Source organism: Rhodoferax sp. XS2R6, from assembly GCF_056521365.1.
This window is the reverse complement of sequence record NZ_JBWMAY010000002.1, coordinates 220011-236580: the sequence shown is the minus strand read 5'-3', so window position 1 is coordinate 236580 and position 16570 is coordinate 220011. Positions and strand designations below refer to the sequence as shown.

The following is a 16570-nucleotide window of genomic DNA, read 5'->3' as shown; positions in this document are numbered from 1 at the left end:
TAGGCATGGGTTTTAGTCTCTGCACTCGGGCATGGTGTCCAGTTCACCTACGAGGTTGTTGTAGGTAGATGCACTTCCCGCGATCTTATACACGGTCAGTAGCTGGTCCGCAACGATGGCCATGGTGCGGCTCTTGCCTGCAGCCGTGGCGGCCTTGGCCTCGGCGCTGAGTCCATTGGTGACCACTTTTTCGGCCACCGAGAAGGCCAGCTCGCCGATACCTTCGCAGGCGGCCTTGGAGGGGAAACCGCTTCCGGTCGAGCCCGCTGGCAAGAACCTGGTCATCACACCTTTGGCCTCTGCCGCGGTGAAACATGCGTAGGCTTTCTGCGCATCGTGAACCACCACCTTGCCCAGTGCACACACCTGCAGGCCCATGGCACCAAACGTGATGGTTGAAGCGCCCGCAATCAGGCATTCCTGGGTTTTGGCTTCGTTGAATACGCGGGTACTCAGGTTGATCATGTTGCCGGGGATCTGCGCCGACTGGCTCACGATCTTGGCCAGCTCTGCCGGGAAGGCACAGTAGAAGCCGTCTTGCGCCTGTTCGAAACACTGGTTGGCCTCGTTGATCTTCTTCTTCATGTCGGCATTGCCGTAGGTGCTCACCAGAGAAGACACCTGCTTGGTGCCTTTGAAGTAGGCATCGAGGGGAAACACGCGCCGCCCAATCACACCGCAGTTGGCATTGATCAGGTTCCAGGCGTCCACCGCCAGATCGGCCACTGCGTAGCCCACGATCTCGCCATTGCGCACAATTTCCTTACCAACGACTTTGCCGCCCTGCTCCACCGAGCGCCCCACCGTCACCGCGACCTTCTCGGTGGTGTTGGCCACCTTGTTGGCAACGTCCACCGTGCCGGTCGCCACCTGGTTGGCCACGCTGGTGGCTTCACGCGCCAGCTCGTTGGCCGCGGCCACCGTTCCCCCGGCCACCGTGTTGGCAGCAGCCGTGGTTCCCCCCGCCACCGTATTGGCCGTGTTCACCACAAAGGTGGTAACCGATTCGGCCACGGCCCGCAGGTTGAAACCTGACGACGGTTTGGTGGTGATGCGGTCCCAAATCCACCCGCGGTTGTCATTCGGCCCGTTGCCCTTGTAGACCACGAGGTTGCCGTCGTCCTGCAGCGCCAGGAAGTAGCGGCCAATCGGTCCACCGGCGCCGGATGGCGAACATCCCACAAAACCGCGGTTGTTGGCCAAGGTGCCCTGGTAGGTGCACGAGTGCCCGTCGGGCTGGATCACCATGAAGTACTGGCGCTGCGGATCGACCGGAATGCCCCCATGGCTCTGGAACCAGCGGCGGCTGTTGTTGCTGGGGTTGCCTTCGTAAATGACCAGTTGCCCATCGGGCTGCAGGTCCAGGCGGAAACGCCGGTTGGCCGACCACATGGTTTCACCCTGGCTCAACCAGTCACCCAAACGCATGACATCGCGCCCATTGGCCGAACGCGGTGGCGGGGCCATCAGTTCGTCGGTAGCGCGGTTGGGCATACGTGCCTCGCGCATGCCGTAGTTCATCCAGTGCTCGTACAGCCTGCCTGCGTCGTAGCCAAAGGCATTTTTCAGGTCGGGGTACTTGTTCGCATAAAACACCGTGTCCAGGCTGACACTGAGTGCACGCTGGCGGCCTTCGTCACTGATGCCGTTTTTGGGCGAGCGGCTCTCCTGGCGTCCATAGGTAATCCAGTGGTCCATCAGGCGCCGGGCGTCGCCACCAAAGGCGTTCTTCAAATCAGGGTACTTGGCCGAGTAATAGACCGGGTCCAGCAACGAAGTCCAGACCAGCACGGCGGCGCCTGTGTTGGCAGGGTCGCCACGGTAGACCTCCATATCCCCGGAATCTCGCAAAATCAAAAAGTAGCTGCCACCCGCACCATTGCTGTAGTTGCACCACACGCCCGAAGCGCTGGGGCCGTTGATACACAGGTTGCCGTCACCTTGCATCACCACCGTGCCGTTGGCAGCGCGTGTGTTGTTGGATTTGGAGGACCAGACTTCACGCCAGGGATTGACGTTGACCGCATGGATGATGAAATTGCCATCGGGCCACACCGTGGCGCGGTAAGTCTTGTTGGTCGACTCCAGGTACTGGTTGGTCTTGATGGACTGGTTGGTCCGCAACGTGTTGCCCAGCGACTGCGCAGACACGCCACCGCCCCAACACAAGACCAGGCCCAGTAGCACCAAGGCACGCAGCCACGCTGCAGCCCCCCCATTCAACAAGACGGACCGGATGGGCATGGGGTGTTCCTTACGAAAGGCGGTGGCAAAGGCTGACGAAATCCAGCTGCGCGATGATAGGTAGACGCCCTGCCCTTGTCTGTAGTCAAAACGCGCTACAAACACGCCTGCCGTTCATTGGACAATGTCGGTCCGATGCAATCCGAGCCGCCCGCCCCAGACGCCCACCCTATCCACGTGGCCATCGTTGAAGATGACCCCAGCTTCAGCGATGCACTGGCTCGGGTGCTGCATGCGGCGCCGGATATGCACCTGGCAGGCCAGGCCGCCACCCGGGCCGCGGGCTTGGCCCTGCTGCAGGGCCCACCGGCCGACGTGCTTTTGGTAGACCTGGGCCTGCCCGATGGCTCAGGCATTGCCGTCATCCAAGCCGCGGTCCAGCTGTGGCCCAGCTGCAGCATCATGGTTAGCACCACCTTTGGGGACGAGACGCATGTGATGCGCTCCATTGAAGCCGGGGCGGCAGGTTACCTGCTCAAGGACAGCTCGCCGGCCAAGGTGCTGGACGAAATTCGCAGCCTGGCTAGCGGGGGCAGCCCCATCAGCCCCATCATTGCGCGGCAGATACTGGCGCGCTTTCGCCAGGCCCCCGGCTCCACACCCAGCCCCAAAAGCACTGCCCCCGACATGCCGTCACCGCTGTCAGCCCGCGAAAAAGAGGTGCTGGACTACATCACCAAGGGCTTCACCACGCACGAGATCGCCAAGCTCATGGCGCTGTCCCACTTCACGGTGCGCACCTTTGTGCGGCGCATCTACAGCAAGCTCAAAGTCAACTCCAAAGCCGAAGCCATCTACGAGGCCAGGACCATGGGCCTGCTGCCCGACTAGGGCGAATGGGCACACACATGGCCGCTCGCCACCGCCTCGCTTATGTGTTGTTTGCGCTTCTGGTGGCCGCGGCCATAGCCGCCAGCGCCTGGCTGTCTGCCACCGCAGAAAGCACAACACCCAACCCTGCACATGCCGCCCTGCACCTCACCCACGCAGACTGGCAGGTACAAGAAGCGCCGGCTTTCAGCGCGCCCCCTGCCACCCAAGACAGCAGCACCTTGGCGCCCCACTGGCAGCCCGTGGCCCTGCCCCTGGCACTGCCGATTGCCCTGTTGGGCCAGGCAGGCAGCGCGGCAGCCCCACCCGCGGCACGCGTGACCTGGCTGCGCGTGACCGTGCCGCCGCAGCCCGCCCCGGAAGGGGTGCTGGCCCTGTATGGCGCGCGCATCAAGACCGACGGCACCATTGCCGTGTACCTCAATGGTCGCCTGGTGCACCGCGCCCAGGCGCGGGGCCCCTTGTGGAACAGCACGCGCACCCCTTTGTGGGGGGTGCTGGATACACACACCAGCAGCCAGCCGGTGCACGAAATCTTGCTACGCGTGGAACATGCGGCCAAAACCCAGGTCGCGGTGTCTTCGCTCTGGCTAGGCCCCGAAGCGGCACTGCGCGGGCGCCATGACCTGCGCCATTGGCTGCAGCTGGAACTGCCCGCACTGCTCAGCGCGGCATTTTTGGCAGTAGGCGTGTTTGCACTTTTTGTGTGGCTGCGGCGCCGGCACGAGAGCGGCTATCTGCTGTTTTTTGCCCTGGCCGCCACCTCCTTTTTACGCAGCCTGCACTTTTATGTGGACCGGCCCGTGAGCAACGACTGGTTTGCCTGGCTGACGGTTAACTCCCTGTTCTGGCTGGTGGTGACGGTGCACTTTTTTCTGCGCATGGTGCATGGCCGCCCGCAGCGCTGGTTGAACCGCGGGGTGCTGGGTGCCACGCTGTTAGTTGGCGTGTTAACACTGCCGGCCTTGGCGGTATTGCCCAACACTGCCAAGGTCACACCCCTGGTCTACGCACTGGCGGGCAGCATGGGCACCATCGTCGCGCTGGTCGGCGGGGTGACAGCCTGGCGCACCTCGCGCGAAGGGCGGCTGGTGGCCAGCGGTTTTGTCGCCTGCATCCTGTTTGGCCTGTCGGACTGGCTGCTGCAAAACAACTTCGTCAGCCCCGAGAGCCTGTACTTCGGTGCCTACGCCAACGCGGTCACCTTTCTCGTCTTCGGCGGGCTCATGTACCGGCGCTACACCCATGCCATCAGCGCGGTGGAAGAGCTCAACGCCCACCTGGCCGACCGGCTGCAGGCCCGTGAGGCCGAGCTGGAGCGCAGCCACCAGCGCCTGCGCGAGGTGGAGCTGCAGCAAACCCTGAGCCGGGAGCGCCAGCGCCTCATGCAGGACATGCACGACGGCTTGGGCTCGACGCTGATCAGCGCCATCCGCTCAGTGGAGCACGGCGGCCTGAGCGACGCCCGGGTCTCGCACATCCTCAAGGACTGCCTGGACGACCTCAAACTCACCATCGACTCCATGGAGCCGGTGGAGGCCGACCTGCTGCTCTTGCTGGCCACACTGCGCTTTCGACTGGAGCCGCGGCTGGAGGGTACCGGCATCCAATTGGACTGGCAGGTGCAGGAGCTACCCACGCTGACGTGGCTGGACCCGTCCAGCGCGCTGCACATTCTGCGTATCGTGCAGGAGAGCATTGCCAACATCCTGCGCCACACACGCGCCACCACCATCCGCGTGCACACGGCGCGCCAGGGCGACGCGGTGCAGGTGGTGATTGCGGACAACGGCCAGGGCTTTGACGTGGCCGCCGCCCTGGCCAAACCCGGTGGGCGCGGCCTGCACAACCAGCAGCGCCGGGCCCAGACCGTGGGTGGGCGCGTCAGCTGGGAATCGGGCCCGCAGGGCAGCACCTTCACGCTGCACCTGCCGCTGGTGCGCCCACCCGCAAGCCCCGTTTGAACTAGGGTTTGTGCGGAGGCGGCTTGTCGCCTGCGTTATCGACAGCGGGCCAGTGCCATGCGTAAATGCCGCAGCAACGCGACCAACCCCAGAGGCCCCCCATGAGCGAGACCACCCACCACCGTATTTGCCCCCTGTGCGAGGCCTGCTGCGGCCTGGAGATCAAGGTGCACGACCAGCAGGTCGTCAGCATCCGCGGGCACGAGGCCGATGTGCTGAGCCGCGGCTACATCTGCCCCAAGGCCGTGGCGCTGAAAGACCTGCACGAAGACCCGGACCGCCTGCGCACGCCGCGCATCAAGCGCAATGGCGTGTTTGTGGAAGCGACCTGGGAGGAGGCCTTTACCGAGATCGAGAAACGCCTGCCACCCCTCATCGCCGCGCACGGGCGCAACGCCACCAGCGTGGCCGTTGGCAACCCCTCGGCACACAAGATTGGCCTGCTCACCTACTTTGGCAAGCTGGCGCGCGCGCTGGGTACCAAGAATGTGTTTTCGGCCTCCACGCTGGACCAGATGCCCAAACAACTGGCCAGCGGGTTGATGTTTGGCCACTGGCTGTCCACCGCCCTGCCCGATATCAGCCGCACCGACCTGATGCTCGTCATTGGCGCCAACCCGCTGGCCAGCAATGGCAGCATGTGGACCGTGCCCGACTTCAAGGGCAAGGCCAAAGCGCTGCAGGCGCGTGGCGGCCAGCTCATCGTGATTGACCCGCGCCGTACCGAGACCGCGGCCATGGCCGACGCGCACCACTTCATCCGCCCGGGTGCCGATGTGTTTTTGCTGGCCGCCATGGTGCACACCCTGTTTGCCGAAGGACTGGTGACGTTGGGCCGCGTGGCGGAGTGGGTCAACGGCACGGACGAGGTGAAGACCGCCATTGCCCCCTTCACCCCCGAGGCCGTGGCCCCACGCTGCGGCATGGACGCCGACACCATCCGCGCACTGGCACGCCAGTTGGCCCACACGCCACGTGCCGCGGTGTACGCGCGCATTGGCACCTGCACCCAGGAGTACGGCACGCTGGCCAGCTGGCTGGTGGACGTGCTCAACACGCTGACCGGCCACCTGGACATGGAGGGCGGCATGCTGTTTGCCAAGTCGGCTGCCTTTGCCAGCAACACAGTGGGCAAACCCGGCGTGGGGAAAGGCGTGAGCACGGGCCGCCACCACGCCCGCGTGAGCGGCGCGCCCGAGGTCTATGGCGAGCTGCCCATCACCTGCCTGGCCGAAGAAATTGAAACGCCGGGCGAGGGGCAAATCCGCGCCCTCATCACCGTGGCCACCAACCCCGTGCTCTCCAGCCCCAACGGCCCGCGCCTCTCGGCCGCGCTGGAGCAACTGGACTTTATGGTGAGCCTGGACATTTACCTCAACGAAACCACGCGCCATGCCGACGTGATCCTGCCGGGCCTTTCGCCGCTGGAAGACCTGCACTACGACGTGGCCTTCCCCCAGCTGTCATGGCGCAACCATGCGCGCTACAGCCCGCCCGTGCTGCCGCGCCCCGATGGCCAGCCGGACGAATGGCAAACGCTGCTGAAGATTGCTGCCATCGCGCAGGGCCAGGGTGCACAGGCGGATGCCAACACGCTGGACGACGCCCAGTTTGAGGAAGATGCCCAACGCATGTTTGGCCCGCACGCGGCGGCCATCGTGGCAGCCACCCAGGGCTTGCGCGGCCCGCAGCGCACGCTGGACGTAGCGCTGCGCACAGGTCCCTATGGCGATGGGTTTGGCACCAAGCCCAACGGCCTGGCACTGCAAAAAGTGATGGACGCCAATGCCGCAGGTGGCATCGACCTGGGCGAGCTGCAACCCCGCATCCCCGAAATGCTGCGCACCCCCAGCGGCAAGGTGGAACTGGCACCGCCCTTGTTGCTACAAGATTTGCAGCGCGCTGCGCAGGATCTGCAAAGGCCAGCGCCCGATTTGGTCATCATTGGCCGGCGCGACGTGCGCACCAACAACAGCTGGATGCACAACCTGCCCACGCTGGCCAAGGGCCCCTTCCGCTGCACGGCACTGGTCCACCCTGATGACGCAGCCCGCCATGGTGTGACCGACGGCGCCATGGCCACGCTGCGCAACGGCCCGCGCAGTGTGCAGGCCCAGGTCCACATCAGCGACCAGATGATGCCCGGCGTGGTGAGCCTGCCGCACGGCTGGGGCCACAACCTGCCCGGCGCCCAGCTGTCGGTAGCCGCCGAGCGCCCCGGCGCCAACATCAACGCCCTGCTGGACGACCAGCTGCGCGACCCGTTGTCGGGGAACGCGGTGTTGGGCGGCGTGGCGATTTCGATGGAGGCGGCCTGAGGCCGGGCTTGCCGGACGCCCAAAATCAGGCGGGGTTTGCCTCAGCAACTGGGGCCGTCACGCACTGGAGATAGGATGAGGGCTCGCGCCAACCACAATAAGGTCGTTCTGGATGCCACCGATTTTTCCGCCTGATTTAGCCAGTGAAGCCAACGTGAACCAGCTACCCGCGCCAAAAGTATCCGTGCATTACCGGTTTTGCTCCGGCAAATGCCAGGACGAACGCCCCACAGAGGGTGGCATTGAGTTGTCCCCGGGCCGATGGCGCTGCGGTGCCTGCTGGATGGAAATGGCCCGCAAACGGAGCTGAACCCATGAAAAAGTCCATGCTCGCCCTCGCCGCCCTGTTTGTGCTGCTGGTCGCCGGTGGTGCCTTTTGGTTGGTGGGCAATCTGGATGGTTTGGTGCAGTCGGCCATCCGCAAGTACGGCAGCAGCATGACCGGTGCCACCGTTCAGGTGGCGGCGGTCAAGCTCAAGGCGGCCGACGGGCATGGCATGCTCAAAGGGCTGGTGGTGGGTAACCCCTCGGGGTTCAAAACACCCTACGCAGTGAAGGCCGACACCATTGAGCTGGAGGTGGATGTGGCCTCGCTCACCAAAGAGGTGGTGCTGGTCAAAAAAGTCGCCGTGATTGCGCCCGAGGTGATTTACGAAAAGGGCGACGCCATGACCAACTTTGACGCCATCCAGAAAAACATTGCGCAGTACCTGGGCCCGTCCACCAGCGGTGGGCCGGGCAAGAAGCTGATCGTGCAGGAGTTTGTCATCCGCGGCGCCAAGGCCCAGGTGAGCGCCAGCTTTCTCAACGGGCAAACGGTGACCGTGGCCCTGCCCGACATTGCCCTGCGCGACCTGGGCAAGGCCAAGGGTGGCCTCACGCCCGGCGAGCTGGGCCTGGAGATCACCAACGCGGTGGAGAAACGCCTGCTCAGCTCGGTGAACATGGGCGCACTGGCGAAATCCGTGGGCGGCGCGCTGGACAAAGCCGGCAACGCGATCAAGGACTTTTTCAAGTAAAAAGTGCCTCTAGCACCCGTGAATACTGCGCGAACAGCTCCTGAATTAATAGCGACCTAGCTGCGCGAGGCTTGCAACTGCAGCGCCGCCAGCACCGCCACCAGACCCGCCTGGGCCAAAACATAGGCCACCCCCAGCGCATTGAGCCCCACGCCGCCGGCCAGTGCCAGCCACACGCTGGCCAGCACCCAGGCGGCATTGCCCAAGCCCAGCAGGCGCACCCCGGCCAGCGGCAGCGGGCGCTGGGCCAGCAGCCAGGCAATAAATCCGACAAACGCCAGCACCGCCCAAGCCGAGCCCTGCACCAGCGCCACCGGTGCCCCCAGCGTCTGTGACACCAGGCCCGGCGCAGCGAGCGACAGTGCGGCCGAACCGGCACCGGTGATGGCGTCCAGCCACAACACGCGGCGGATACCTGCGGGGGAAGTGAAAGCAGCAACAGCGGACATACAAAACTCCTGGTGGTTAAAAGAAGCCCCGATGGTGCGGCGCGCGGTGCGGCAAAGCCATTACCTCAGAGGTCATGCACGCCGCGCCACAAGGGCGCGGGCCGGCGCTACCATGCCGCCATGCACACCCACACCGGCCCCTCCTCTGCCCCCACCAGCTTTGGCCAGCGCCTGCGGCACTGGCGCCAGCACCGCCGCTTGAGCCAACAAGAGCTGTCGCACCAGGCCGATATCTCCACGCGGCACATGAGTTTTCTGGAAACCGACCGCTCGGTGCCCAGCCGCGAGATGGTGATGCGCCTGGCCGAGCGGCTGGAGGTACCGCTGCGCGAGCGCAACCAGTTGCTCACCAGCGCGGGTTACGCCGCCATGTACCGCGAGCGCCCGCTGGACCACCCCGACATGGCCGAGGCACGCGCCGCGGTGGAGCTGATCCTGCGCTGCCACGAGCCCTACCCCGCGCTGGCGATGGACCGGCACTGGAACATGGTGAGCGCCAACCGGCTGGTGCCGGTGTTCCTCAACAACATTGCGCCTGCACTTCTGCAGCCCCCGGTGAATGTGCTGCGCCTGAGCCTGCACCCCGAGGGCCTGGCGCCACGCATTGCCAACCTGGGACAGTGGAAACACCACCTGTTTGAACGCCTGCGCCAGCAGATCCACAGCACCGGCGACGCCACGCTGCAGGCGCTGTTCGAAGAGCTGCAAGGTTATGGCGCCAGCCATGGCCCGGACCGGGCCCACCTGCAGGGCGAAACGCGCGGTGTGGTGATGCCGTTTCAGCTGGACACGGCACACGGCCAGCTCAACTTCATCAGCACGGTGACGATTTTTGGCTCGCCCATGGACATCACGCTGCAGGAGTTGGCACTGGAAACCTTTTTGCCGGCGGATGCGGCGACGGCAGCCGTGCTGCAGCAGTTTTATAAGGAAATAGGGCCCTAGCCCTTATGGATTCTGCGCAAGCAGCTCCTAAAACAGGAGCAACTCAGCGCGGGGCTGGCGTCGGTTTTGGAGCCAGGCCGTGCAAGTAGGCGTCCAGCGTGGCCAGGCCCACGGCCTCCAGGTCAAAGGCACCGGGCGACAGCAGCCAGTTGAACTTGAGCCCGCCAATCAGCGCAAACAGGCCCAGCGTGGCGTGGCGCAGGTCCATGTCGGTACGCACATGCCCCTTGTCGCGCGCCAGCTCCATCAGGCGGTGCATGTCGTCAATACAGTCGTTGCGCCCGGCGATGTGGCGCTCGCGCATGCTTTGCAGCTCGTCCACGTACTCCACCTTCTGCGTCGCAATCTCAAACACGCGGCGCACCTGGGGGTCGTTGGCAATCTGCTGCAGGGCCGAGGCCGTGTTGCGGCGGATCTTGTCCAGCGGCTGCTCCTCGTCGGCGGGCCCCATTTCGGTCATGCGCGCCATCATGGGCAGGGTCACCCGCTCCATCATGGCGTGGAACAGCTCACCCTTGTTCTCGAAGTGCCAGTAAATGGCGCCGCGGGTCAGCCCCGCGTCCTTGGCAATCTCTTGCAAAGACGTGCGTGACACCCCGCGCTGGTGAAACACACGTTCAGCAGCGTCCAGTATCAATTCGCGGGTGGCTAGGGCGTCTTCTTTGGTTTTGCGGGCCATGGTTTGACCTCATAGAAATGTGGGGGTATTGTAGTTTTTTTCAAACATACATTCGTGCATGTATGTATACTAAACCCCATTGCCGCGGTATGGTTCTGTTTTTATTGAGGGTTTGCCCTAGATCAAACCGCCGGCAAGCCCCTCCCCCGATTGCCTCCCCAACTACCTTTGTTACAAGGGAAATCTGTATGTCGCTGTTCCGTCAGACCCAGGGCCGTGCGCCCTTTACCTCTACCGGCCGCGTGGCCATGCTGGCCATTCCATTGGCCGTTGCCCTGGTCGCTTGCGGTGCCAAAGACGGCGCCCCCGGCGCCGGTGGTGCTGGCGGTGGCATGCCCCCGGCAGAAGTGGGCGTAGTCACCGTGGCCTCGCAGTCCGTGGCCCTGCAGTCCGAGCTGCCCGGCCGCGTGAGCGCCCAGCGCGTGGCGCAAGTGCGCGCCCGTGTGAACGGTGTGGTGCTGCAACGCCTGTTCCGCGAAGGCAGCGAGGTCAAAGCCGGCCAAGTGCTGTACCAACTGGATTCCGGCCCCTACCGCGCCACCTTTGAAAGCGCCCAAGCCACCGTCGTGAAGGCCCAGGCCACCCTGGCCCAAGCCACCGCACAGGTGGAGCGCAACAAGCCTTTGGCAGACGCCAACGCCATCAGCAAACAAGAATTCACGACCCTGCAAACCACCCAGCGCCAGGCAGAAGCTGATGTGGGCGTGGCCAAAGCGGCAGTGGAAACTGCACGCATCAACCTGGCCTACGCCACCATCACCGCCCCGATTTCCGGCCGCATCGGCCAGTCCTCCGTGACCGAAGGTGCCCTGGTCGGCGCTGCCGATACCACCGCGCTGGCCACCATCCAGCAAACCGCCTCGGTGTACGTGAACTTCACCCAGAGCAGCACCGACGTGCTGCGCCTGCGCAAAGCCATTGCCTCCAAACAATTGCGTGCGGCGGGTGATGGATCGGTGCCCGTGCGTGTGGTGCTGGAAGACGGCACCGAGCTGGCCAAACCCGGCAAGCTGCTGTTCAGCGACCTGACGGTGGACGCCACCAGCGGCCAGATCACGCTGCGCGCCGAGGTGCCCAACACCGACGGCCTGCTGCTGCCCGGCCAGTACGTGCGTGTGCGCCTGTCGCAGGCCGAGCTGCCTTCCGGCATCTTGCTGCCCCAGCAAGCCGTGACCCGCACCAACCAGGGCGACACCGTGCTGGTGGTGGGTGCCGATGGCAAACCCGGCCCCCGCCCCGTGAAGGTGGGCAACGCGCAGAACAACCAGTGGGTGATTTTGGACGGCCTGAAAGAAGGCGACCAGGTCATCGTGGACGGTTTCCAGAAAATGATGGTGCCCGGCGCACCCGTGAAGCCGGTGCCCTGGGCAGGCGCTGCGCCTGCCGCCGCCGGCGCACCCGGTGCCGCTGCATCCGCCCCTGCCGCTGCCGCATCGGCCGCGGGCAAATAAGCACACACGAGGCACTTTTCCATGGCCCAGTTTTTTATCAACCGCCCCATCTTTGCATGGGTGATCTCGCTGTTCATCCTGGTGATGGGCGGCGTGGCGATTACGCAGTTACCCATCTCGCAGTACCCACCGGTGGCGCCGCCCTCCATCGTTGTGAACACCGCCTACCCCGGCGCGTCGGCCCAGACGCTGGAAGACAGCGTGTTGTCCGTCATCGAACGCGAAATGAACGGCTCCCCCGGCCTGATCTACATGGAGTCGGTGGCGCAAGCCGACGGCTCCGGCAGCATCACGCTGACCTTTGAGACCGGCACCAACGCCGACCTGGCGCAGGTGGACGTGCAAAACCGCCTGTCGCGCGCCACCCCGCGCCTGCCCGCTGCGGTGACGCAGCAGGGTGTGCGCGTGGACAAGTCACGCTCTAACTTTTTGCTGTTCACCATGTTGTCTTCGGACAACCCGGAGCTGGACACGATTGCGCTGGGTGACTACGCCTCGCGCAACATCGTGCCCGAGCTGCAGCGCCTGCCCGGCATTGGCCAGGCCCAGCTGTTTGGCACCGAACGTGCCATGCGTATCTGGGTAGACCCGGCCAAGCTGGCCGCCTTCAACCTGTCCACCGCCGAGGTAAACGCCGCCATCAAGGCGCAAAACGCCCAGGTGTCGTCCGGCGCCATTGGTGACCTGCCCAACATCACAGGCCAAAGCATTGCCGCCACCGTGGTGGTGAACGGCCAACTGGGCAATGTGGCGCAGTTTGGCAACATCGCCCTGCGCTCCAACGCCGATGGCTCCGCCGTGCGCCTGAAAGACGTGGCCCGCATCGAGCTGGGTGCCCAGAGTTATGGCACCTCGGCCCGCCTGAACGGCAAACCCGCCGTGGGTATCGGCGTGCAGCTGTCGCCCAGCGGCAACGCCATGGCTGCAGCCAAAGCCGTGCGCGAGCGCATGGAGCAACTGCAGGCCTACTTTCCCGCCGGGGTGAAGTGGAGCATTCCGTACGACAGCTCGCGTTTTGTGCAAATCTCCATCTCGCAAGTGGCCGAGACCCTGGTCGAAGCCGTGGTGCTGGTGTTCCTGGTGATGTTCCTGTTCTTGCAGAACTGGCGCTACACCATCATCCCGACCATCGTGGTGCCGGTGGCGCTGCTGGGCACCTTTGCCACGCTGCTGGCGCTGGGCATGTCCATCAACGTGTTGACCATGTTCGGCATGGTGCTGGTGATTGGTATCGTGGTGGACGACGCCATTGTGGTGGTGGAGAACGTCGAACGCATCATGAGCGAGGAAGGCCTGCCGCCGCTACAAGCCACCCGCAAGGCCATGGGCCAGATCTCCGGCGCCATTGTGGGCGTGACCGTGGTGCTGATTGCGGTGTTTGTGCCGCTGGCCTTCTTCTCGGGCTCGGTGGGCAATATTTACCGCCAGTTCTCGGCGGTGATGGTGAGCTCCATCGCGTTCTCGGCCTTCCTGGCCCTGTCGCTCACCCCTGCGCTGTGTGCCACGCTGCTCAAGCCTGTGGAGGCTGGCCACGCACATGCCAAAACCGGTTTCTTTGGCTGGTTCAACCGCCGCTTCAACAGCACCGCCAAGGGGTATGAGAGTGTGGTCACGCGCCTGCTCAAAAAGGCGGGGCGTTACCTGGTGATCTACGCCGCCATCATTGGCGCCGTGGCCGTGGTCTACCTGCGCCTGCCCACCTCCTTTTTGCCGGGTGAAGACCAGGGCAACATCATCGTGAACGTGCAACTGCCCCCGGGTGCCACCCAGGCGCGCACGCTGTCGGTCATGCAGCAGGTCGAAGGTTTCATCTTGAAGCAACCCGAAGTGCAGAGCATGGTGGCCGTGTTGGGCTTCAGCTTCTCGGGCCAGGGCCAAAACGCGGCGCTGGCGTTTGTGACGCTGAAAGACTGGGCCGACCGCCCAGGCCCCGCGCACTCGGCAGAAGCACTGGCTGGCCGTGCGTTTGGCGCACTCATGGGCATTCGCGATGCGTTCATCTTCCCGCTGAGCCCGCCCCCCATCCCCGAACTGGGCTCGGCCTCGGGCTTCACCTTCCGCTTGCAAGACCGTGCAGGCAACGGACACGATGCCCTGGTCAACGCACGCAACCAGCTGCTGGGCATGGCCTCCAAGAGCAAGGTGCTCACGCAAGTGCGCCCCGACGGTCTGGAAGACGCGCCCCAGCTGCAAATCGATATTGACCGCGACAAGGCCAGCGCCCTGGGCGTGAGTTTTGATTCGATCAACAGCACCATCTCCACGGCGCTGGGTTCAAGCTACATCAACGACTTCCCCAACGCGGGCCGCCTGCAACGTGTGGTGGTGCAAGCCGATGCCACGGCGCGTATGCAGCCCGACGATTTGTTGAAGTTCAACGCCATGAACAGCCAGGGCAAAGCCGTGCCGCTGTCCGCGTTTGCCAGCACCCGCTGGATCAAGGGCGCCATGCAAACCGTGCGTTACAACGGCTACCCCGCCATGCGTATTGGTGGTGCGGCAGCCGCTGGCTTCAGCACCGGCGAAGCCATGGACGAGATGGAAAAACTCGCCGCCCAGTTGCCACCAGGCTTTGGTTTTGAGTGGACCGGCCAGTCGCGCCAGGAAAAGCAGGCCGGCTCACAAGCCACCATCTTGTACGCCTTTGCCATCCTGGCGGTCTTTTTGTGCCTGGCCGCGCTGTACGAGAGCTGGTCCATCCCGCTGTCGGTGATTTTGGTGGTGCCACTGGGCGTGTTGGGCGTGGTGCTGGCCACCCTGTTCCGCGGGTATGCCAACGACGTGTACTTCCAGGTCGGCCTGATCACCATCATTGGTCTGTCTGCCAAAAACGCGATTCTGATCATTGAGTTTGCCAAGGACCTGCAGGCCCAGGGCAAGAGCGTGATCGAGTCGGCCCTGGCCGCGGCACACATGCGCTTCCGCCCCATCGTGATGACCTCCTTGGCCTTCATGCTGGGCGTGTTGCCCCTGGCCATTGCCAGCGGCGCCGGCTCGGCCAGCCAGCGCGCCATCGGCACCGGTGTGATCGGTGGCATGGCGGTGGGCACGGTCCTCGCGGTGTTTTTTGTGCCCATCTTCTTTGTGGTGGTGCGCAGCATCTTCAAGGGCAGCGAACGCCAGCGCCAATTTGACGCAGAACACGGACACCAAATCGGAGTGGATACCCATGAGTAAGCATTTCTCCCCCAGCCGCCCGGTGGCGCGCCTGGCCACCCTGTCAGCCGCGCTGTGGCTGGCCGGTTGCAGCTTCATCCCCACCTTCAGCCGCCCGGCGGCACCGGTGGCCGAGAGTTTTGCCACCGCAGCGGCACCAGCCCCTGCGGCCAACGCGACCGCCCGCACCGCGGCCGACATTGAATGGCAAACCTTCTTCAAGGATGCGCGCCTCAAGCGACTGATTGAGCTGGCCCTGCAAAACAACCGCGACCTGCGCGTAGCCGTACTCAACATCGAGCAAACCCGCGCCAAGCTGCAGGTGGCCCGCGCCGACCAGTTGCCCACGGTGAACGCCGGCATCAACGGCAGCCGTGGCCCGGCAGCCAACGGCGCCGTCACCAGCAGCTACACCGCGGGCCTCAGTGTCACCGCGTATGAGCTGGACTTCTTTGGCCGCGTGCGGGCGCTCAGCCAGGCCGCCCAGGCCCAGCTGCTGGGTACCGAAGAAGCCCGCAAGACGGTGCAGATCAGCCTGATCGCGTCGGTGGCCAACACCTACCTGAACCTGCTGGCCGACGACGAACTGCTACGCGCCACCCGCGAGACACTGAAGACGCGCCAGGAATCGCTGCGCCTCATGCAGCTCAAGTTTGACAACGACGCGGCCTCCAAGCTGGACCTCAGCAGCGCCCAGTCGTTGCTGGAAGCTGCCAAGGTGTCGCTGGCCCAACTGACCCGCCAGCGTGCCCAAGACGAAAACGCCCTGGTGCTGCTGGTCGGCCAGCCCCTGCCCGCCGACCTGCCCGCCGGTTTGTCCATGGCCGAGCAAGGCCTGTTGGCCGATCTGCCCGCCGATGTGCCATCAGAACTGCTGGTGCGCCGCCCCGACGTGCGCCAGGCCGAGCAAAACCTGCTGGCCCTGAACGCCAACATCGGCGCTGCGCGCGCGGCCTTCTTCCCGCGCATCACGCTCACCGCCAGCGCGGGTGTGGCCAGCAACGACCTGGAAACCCTGTTCAGCAATGGCACCAGCGTCTGGAGCTTTGTGCCCCAGCTGCTCATGCCACTGTTCGATGCGGGCCGCAACCAGGCCAACCTGGAAGCTGCCAAGGTGAACAAGGAAATTGCCGTGGCCCAGTACGAGAAGGCCATTCAAACGGGCTTCCGCGAAGTCGCCGACGCCCTGGCCGGCCGCGCCACGCTGGGCGACCAGCTGCAGGCGCAGACCGCACAACTGGAAGCCGAGAAGACCCGCATGGGCCTGACCGACCTGCGCTTCAAAAACGGCGTGGCCAGTTCGTTCGACGTGCTCGACGCCCAACGCTCGCTCTTCACCGCGCAGCAAGCGGTGGTGCAAGTGCAGGCGCTACAACTGCAAAACCTGGTCACCTTGTACAAGGTGCTGGGCGGTGGTTGGACGGAGGCTGCTGCAGAGCAGAAATAATAGCCAAATCGGGCTCTAGAGCCCATGGATATTGCGTAAACAGCTCCTAATTTAGGAGCTGTTTTTG

General features: G+C 64.5%; 11 protein-coding genes. 8 read left to right on the top strand and 3 right to left on the bottom strand.

Going from position 1 to position 16570, the window contains the following annotated elements:
• Nucleotides 1-12: 12 nt before the first annotated feature.
• On the bottom strand, nt 13-2244 hold the full coding sequence (locus tag AC097A_RS07655; protein ID WP_479620378.1) for a hypothetical protein: 2232 nt from the start codon (nt 2242-2244) through the stop codon (nt 13-15).
• Nucleotides 2245-2379: 135 nt separating this feature from the next.
• Here AC097A_RS07655 and AC097A_RS07650 point away from each other — a divergent pair, with 135 nt between their 5' ends.
• From AC097A_RS07650 to AC097A_RS07635, 4 genes are all read left to right on the top strand, one after another.
• Complete coding sequence (locus AC097A_RS07650; protein WP_479620940.1) at nt 2380-3075, top strand: response regulator transcription factor; 696 nt, start codon at nt 2380-2382, stop codon at nt 3073-3075.
• A 17-nt stretch (nt 3076-3092) separates the two neighbouring features.
• Nucleotides 3093-5039, top strand: coding sequence for a sensor histidine kinase (locus AC097A_RS07645; RefSeq protein ID WP_479620377.1), 1947 nt, complete (start codon nt 3093-3095; stop codon nt 5037-5039).
• 101 nt (nt 5040-5140) lie between these two features.
• Complete coding sequence (locus AC097A_RS07640; RefSeq protein WP_479620376.1) at nt 5141-7357, top strand: molybdopterin-dependent oxidoreductase; 2217 nt, start codon at nt 5141-5143, stop codon at nt 7355-7357.
• Between the two features lie 314 nt (nt 7358-7671).
• Nucleotides 7672-8376, top strand: a complete 705-nt coding sequence (locus AC097A_RS07635) for a hypothetical protein (protein WP_479620375.1) — start codon at nt 7672-7674, stop codon at nt 8374-8376.
• A gap of 56 nt (nt 8377-8432) precedes the next feature.
• On the opposite strand, the gene AC097A_RS07630 is transcribed toward AC097A_RS07635, so the two are convergent.
• Nucleotides 8433-8825, bottom strand: a complete 393-nt coding sequence (locus AC097A_RS07630) for a hypothetical protein (protein ID WP_479620374.1) — start codon at nt 8823-8825, stop codon at nt 8433-8435.
• A 120-nt stretch (nt 8826-8945) separates the two neighbouring features.
• Between AC097A_RS07630 and AC097A_RS07625 the strand changes: the two genes are divergently transcribed.
• The gene (locus AC097A_RS07625; protein WP_479620373.1) at nt 8946-9770 is read left to right on the top strand and encodes a helix-turn-helix domain-containing protein; all 825 of its coding nucleotides are present in this window, start codon (nt 8946-8948) and stop codon (nt 9768-9770) included.
• A 43-nt stretch (nt 9771-9813) separates the two neighbouring features.
• Here AC097A_RS07625 and AC097A_RS07620 read toward each other — a convergent pair whose 3' ends face one another.
• Nucleotides 9814-10449, bottom strand: coding sequence for a TetR family transcriptional regulator (locus AC097A_RS07620; RefSeq protein WP_479620372.1), 636 nt, complete (start codon nt 10447-10449; stop codon nt 9814-9816).
• 188 nt (nt 10450-10637) lie between these two features.
• On the opposite strand from AC097A_RS07620, the gene AC097A_RS07615 reads away from it, so the two are divergent.
• The 3 genes from AC097A_RS07615 to AC097A_RS07605 are packed head-to-tail and all read left to right on the top strand — an operon-like array spanning nt 10638 to nt 16503.
• Nucleotides 10638-11900 (top strand): efflux RND transporter periplasmic adaptor subunit, encoded by a 1263-nt coding sequence (locus AC097A_RS07615; protein WP_479620371.1) that lies wholly within the window; start codon nt 10638-10640, stop codon nt 11898-11900.
• Between the two features lie 21 nt (nt 11901-11921).
• A complete protein-coding gene (locus AC097A_RS07610; RefSeq protein WP_479620370.1) occupies nt 11922-15077 on the top strand; it encodes an efflux RND transporter permease subunit in 3156 nt (1051 codons plus the stop codon).
• Nucleotides 15070-16503: an efflux transporter outer membrane subunit gene (locus tag AC097A_RS07605; protein WP_479620369.1), complete on the top strand. Its 1434-nt coding sequence runs from the start codon at nt 15070-15072 to the stop codon at nt 16501-16503. The genes AC097A_RS07610 and AC097A_RS07605 overlap by 8 nt, the downstream gene beginning before the upstream one ends.
• The last annotated feature ends 67 nt before the right edge of the window (nt 16504-16570 follow it).